7 protein-coding genes are annotated in these 4,920 nt (G+C 39.2%); 1 reads left to right on the forward strand and 6 read right to left on the reverse strand.

Annotated elements, in window-relative coordinates:
* Nucleotides 1-598 precede the first annotated feature (598 nt).
* Nucleotides 599-796: a hypothetical protein gene (locus GOU96_RS16810; protein WP_055028352.1), complete on the reverse strand. Its 198-nt coding sequence runs from the start codon at nucleotides 794-796 to the stop codon at nucleotides 599-601.
* 401 nt (nucleotides 797-1,197) lie between these two features.
* On the opposite strand from GOU96_RS16810, the gene GOU96_RS16815 reads away from it, so the two are divergent.
* Nucleotides 1,198-1,797, forward strand: a complete 600-nt coding sequence (locus GOU96_RS16815; RefSeq protein WP_267783115.1) for a DUF4760 domain-containing protein — start codon at nucleotides 1,198-1,200, stop codon at nucleotides 1,795-1,797.
* Nucleotides 1,798-2,041: 244 nt separating this feature from the next.
* On the opposite strand, the gene GOU96_RS16820 is transcribed toward GOU96_RS16815, so the two are convergent.
* The 5 genes from GOU96_RS16820 to GOU96_RS16845 all read right to left on the reverse strand — a co-directional run bounded on the left by GOU96_RS16820 (nucleotide 2,042) and on the right by GOU96_RS16845 (nucleotide 4,824).
* Nucleotides 2,042-2,305, reverse strand: coding sequence for a Txe/YoeB family addiction module toxin (locus tag GOU96_RS16820; RefSeq protein WP_000098716.1), 264 nt, complete (start codon nucleotides 2,303-2,305; stop codon nucleotides 2,042-2,044).
* The gene (locus GOU96_RS16825) at nucleotides 2,298-2,552 is read right to left on the reverse strand and encodes a type II toxin-antitoxin system Phd/YefM family antitoxin (RefSeq protein ID WP_001223794.1); all 255 of its coding nucleotides are present in this window, start codon (nucleotides 2,550-2,552) and stop codon (nucleotides 2,298-2,300) included. The genes GOU96_RS16820 and GOU96_RS16825 overlap by 8 nt, the downstream gene beginning before the upstream one ends.
* A 207-nt stretch (nucleotides 2,553-2,759) precedes the next feature.
* Nucleotides 2,760-3,293, reverse strand: coding sequence for a hypothetical protein (locus tag GOU96_RS16835; protein WP_225450205.1), 534 nt, complete (start codon nucleotides 3,291-3,293; stop codon nucleotides 2,760-2,762).
* A 209-nt stretch (nucleotides 3,294-3,502) separates the two neighbouring features.
* Nucleotides 3,503-3,853 (reverse strand): hypothetical protein, encoded by a 351-nt coding sequence (locus GOU96_RS16840; RefSeq protein WP_267783121.1) that lies wholly within the window; start codon nucleotides 3,851-3,853, stop codon nucleotides 3,503-3,505.
* A gap of 218 nt (nucleotides 3,854-4,071) precedes the next feature.
* Nucleotides 4,072-4,824 carry a DUF2971 domain-containing protein gene (locus tag GOU96_RS16845; protein WP_267783122.1) on the reverse strand — a complete coding sequence of 251 codons (753 nt, stop codon included), beginning with the start codon at nucleotides 4,822-4,824 and terminating at the stop codon, nucleotides 4,072-4,074.
* Between the last annotated feature and the right edge of the window lie 96 nt (nucleotides 4,825-4,920).

Genomic DNA, 4,920 nt, shown 5'->3' on the forward strand with positions numbered 1-4,920 from the left:
ACAGCGGAAAACAATGCTCAATTGCCGACAGACTTTCAGCCCATAAGTAAAGGCACCAAATTGCTCAAAGCACTTGAGAGAGCAAAACTCACCTCGCGTGGACGCAAAAACCCAATGAGGCAATCACTCAGAATTTACAACGCCAGACACATTGCCACTTCATTAGGCAGCGAAAAACAATTTTGAATTGCCGACAAAACATGAACGAAATGCCAAAGGAATTGACAATCACAACCTTTTGATTTTTATGGATTAAGCATAACGCTGCATTAAGAGGTGAACAACGCGAAGCTGTGAACCGTAACATTCTTGCTTGGCATACCAAGCGTTGTGAATCCTTCTTAAATGCTTTGTTAACCCTCGTGTACGAAAGTACACGAAACAAACCCTCGTGTAGCTGGGTGTTGTATAGCTACACAAAACAATAGCAGTTACCTCACGGTAACAAATTAAATTAAATCTCATAAGGAGAATATATTATGGTAATTGATAATCTTATGACTGAGGAATATAAAGCCCGTATCAAAAAACTTGTCGATGACGGGCATATTACAGAGGAAGAGTCGAAAATTCTTATTAATACCTCATACAGTCTTTACTAGGGTAGTGGCGGGATATCTAAAGCTTTGGCTAAATCCTGTAACATTTGAGGTACATAATAAGTTGGTTCGACACCTACAACAGTTTCACATTCTGAACATTGAATAAACATCATTGGATATTTTACTCCAGAGATATCTGCTTTTACTGCTTCAAATGATTCTGAGTGACATTGTTGATTTGGACATTTGCTCATAATTTCAATTTCCTTTTGTTGTGTGTGAGCACAACAACATAACATACCTTTGTCAGAAGGTTTGCGAGCTATGTTGCGTATGCAACAAGAGGATATTGATTTGTCATAAACTACTGGACATAACAACAGTTATGTGTTAATTAAAGAGGTAATAATGTTATGCAATAAATGTGGCTGGTCTTTTGGAAGCTACTTTGTGTAACACACACTTAGGCGCAATCACTTGACTTTTAAGGTGCAAGGTACTAATGTGACCCTATAAAGTGAACATATTAAGAGGAGTCAGAAAATGTATAGAGAAGAAAACGAAGGTTGGTCTTAACTAAATAATTGAGACCTCACATCATTGGTATTCTCAGGCAACGATATATCGTTGCCTTTTCTGTATCTACGAGTTTTAAATGCCTACCACTACCTTAACAGATTTTCTCCTTAAAAACCCAACAATAATTCCAGTAACTTTAGGGTTAGTCGTTGCAGTTGTTGGTGTTTTAGCGCAACGAAGAACAGCTAGAGAAGTTAATGCTCTAAAATTTCAATCAGACCGCAATCAGAACAAGGAATATGACCGACACAACACCGCAGCTATAGCTTTTGTAAAAACAGCTACCACTGAGGAAATTGCAGATTTGGCGGGCAAGGAAAGTGAATCTTCAGAAGCGGCAGCCTTAATGTATGTTCTTAATGAATGGGAGCGTTGCGCTAATGCTATCCATTATAAGGTTTATGACGAAAAATTTTTATACAACTCCTCTGCTAGTGGATTTTTAGCTATTGTTTACAGGTTAAGACCTTACATTGACAAAGTGCGTACATTAGAAGGTAAAAGTACGATATATGATGGTCTTTTGAGATTAGAGAGGAGATGGAGAGTCCGAAAAGATTCAGACCTTCTGTTTGAAAAACTTGGTGTTAAGCGTGACAAACGTTATTACCTATTTTTCACAGTATGCATCTTGCTACCACTGTACTTTATAATTTTTAAATGGCTTACGGACTAGTAGGATTCATCCTCAAAGGCTTGTTCGGAACAAAATAACAACTCTCCCACATCCTTGATGTGACATAGATACATTTGTGTTTATGTGGATGGTTGTGTGAGGGTTAACGCCCGCTTAAGGGGCAGACAACGCTACTACTGACTTTCCGCATAACTCCGTAGTCACGAAAACCAACGCATAGTAAAAATGCCACGCGTTGGCTGTCCCTCTTGAAGCGTTTGTTAGCTGCCTTTAGTCAGTTGGTTCAATAATGGTAGCGACACGAAATAACCGTTATTGCATTATCATCAACAGCATAAACCAGTCTATTTGTATCATCGATCCGTCGAGACCAAAAACCAGATAGATTTTCCTTTAGAGGCTCTGGTTTACCAATGCCTTCAAACGGTGAACGCTTAACATCATTGATGATTTTATTGATCCGCTTGAGTGTTTTTTTGTCTTGTGTTTGCCAGTACAAGTAGTCATCCCAGGACTCATCTGTCCATGACAGTAAACGACTACTCATCAATCAGATCTCTTTGGGTAACTTTTCCCGCTTTGAACTGGGCAATGGAACGGTTTAGATGTTCAGCGTTCGCTGGAGAGCGAAGCAAGTGTACGGTTTCCATTAGACTATTGTAATAATCTAGCGACATAACCACGGCATCTTCTGAATCACGTCGAGTGATGACGGTTGTATCCGCATCATTCACAACGGCATCCAAGACTGCTTTTAAACTATTCCTAGCTTCTGTAAAAGAAACGATTCTCATACAACCTCCCACATGTACTGTTTACGGAACAAGTATAGCCTTCAAAGTTCAACTTGTACAGCTAAATGAACATATTGCAAGTAGGCAGCTAACGCCGCGTTAAGGGGTGAGTGCCGCACAAACCAACCTTCCGCAAACCACCTTCACCACCAAAACTTACTGCAAACTAAAAATGCCATGCGGCACGAATCCCACTTTAACGCTTTGTTAGCAATTTTTTATAGATGCATTGATATGATCGACACCAAGCTCACGAATAATAGAAAACTCGCCATCGAATATGTGCTTTAACTCTGCTTTTCTTTCTGAAAAATTAAAATCATCAACCCAGCTTAAACTCTCAAAAAACAATGCATTTAGACGTTCCGGAATAATAAATGGCTGTTCTTTTATAAGATTTAAACGCAAGGCCTTAGACAAAGTCTTTTCGTAGTCAACAATTCTTATTTCTTGGGCACTATTTAACAGTTCTTGCTTTAGTTGGGCTGCATGATTTCTGAACTCGAGGCTGGAGGCTATTTCTAAGCTAGCTCTGCTTAGTTGTTCAAGAGCCTTGAGATCATTGTAATTTTTATATTTGGAAATGTAACCTTTAATTAAACAATCGTATTGTTCTTCCAAAGAAAGCAACAACTCAAGATGCATCGAGTAAACTTGATGTTTTCTCCATGTACATAATGTATAAACAGCAATAAAAGAAGCAACAATCGTACTTAAACTAGCGAAATCAGTTAATGTCATTTCCCACGCTCTATCTGTTAATGTCAAAAAGCACAACCACCATGCATGTGGATTGCTAACGCCCGGTTAAGGGGCAGCCAACGCCATAACCAAGCTTCCGCATAACACCGTAACCACAAAAAACAAACGCATGATAAAAATGCCTCGCGTTGGCTGTCCCTCTTGAACCGTTTGTTATACCAATTTTGGGGCAGTCATAAGCAACCTACTTATAAGCCAAAACCAACTTTTGGTAACTTGCGAACTGAGCGAACACCCCATTGTGATAAATCTGGCTTGGGTTGCCCTGTGAAATCACCAAGGCAGATATACCCTCGAGACAGATAACGATAAAGGAAATCTCCACCCTCTAAAGAGCCTCTTCTATCATCACCAAATGGTAATTTTATACGATCTACTCGTAGATCTGAGGCGGCTTTGAAAGCTGGATAAACGCTGGAGTTCACCGCATATGAGCTTAGATCACTCAGAAGTGCTTTATCTGACATTTGCGATACTGTACGACTAAATATCATGATTAGACGTTTCTGCTGTTCTGATGAAACGATGATCATTTCCATATTGGTTTTCCTTTGAAATAAGGAAGTATATAGAAACCAAGCTTCTCTCGATAGTGTCTTGAGTTGGAGCTAATTACGATAAATTGGTATAACGCCCTGTTAAGGGGTGAGCAACGCAATACCGAAGCCGCTGCATACCACCTTAATCACTTAAACCAACGCATAGTAAAAATGCCACGCGTTGCGAATCCCTCTTGAACAGTTTGTTATATGAATTTTTATTCGAGCTTTATACGCGGCATGTTTTTAATCTTGTATAAAGGAGACTGTATGATTTGAGTCTTGACACCAAGAGCTTTTATTTTCGTCATTAAACCATTTGCATCAACTGAACTCAAACGCGGGTCTATACATATTTCATCAAGCAGAAGGTCGGTATCGAAAGGAATCCGATAAAGACCATTACTTCCGCGAGTTTCGTCAAAATCGTTCGCTAAAAGTCGTACTTCATGTTCATGCGAAAACTCAGGTCGTTTAATACATAATAACTCCGCGAAGTTATCATTTTGTCCTCCCATAGCTAGACTTGTGAAAGTTATATTTGACAGAAAACCAAAAATGTCACTTTCACTCCAATAATTGACCTTTCCTATGAAGTAACACAGACCTCGATAATCTTCACGAGAGTTAAAAATCGGCTCAAATAGTTTACGTATAGTAGTTGAGACTCTTACCCCTTGTTTATCATGGCTATATATACGCCACATGGCATCAGTATCTTTTTCTGTAGTCCAACACTGTCCGTACCAATCTTTTGCCAAATTATCTAGTGTAGCAACCTCATTGTTACCGCAGTCGACTTCAGCCTTAAAGAAAAAGTTTTCGAAAGGATCTTCCCACATAGACGGTTTGACTAAAACGAGCTCTTGGTCATTTATTAATTGCTCAAACCTGTCATAGCTAAACACTCGGTATATTTTTTGATCAAGATTTTCAATATTAATACAGTTATCTTCTACTTTTCTGATCATCAAGTCTTCCTTTATTCATATAACGCCGCGTTAAGGGGTGAATGCCGCATAAACCAACCTTCCGCACACCACTTTCACCACCAAAACTCACTGCAA

The organism is Vibrio sp. R-1 (assembly GCF_035615595.1).
Taxonomy (GTDB): domain Bacteria; phylum Pseudomonadota; class Gammaproteobacteria; order Enterobacterales; family Vibrionaceae; genus Vibrio; species Vibrio cholerae.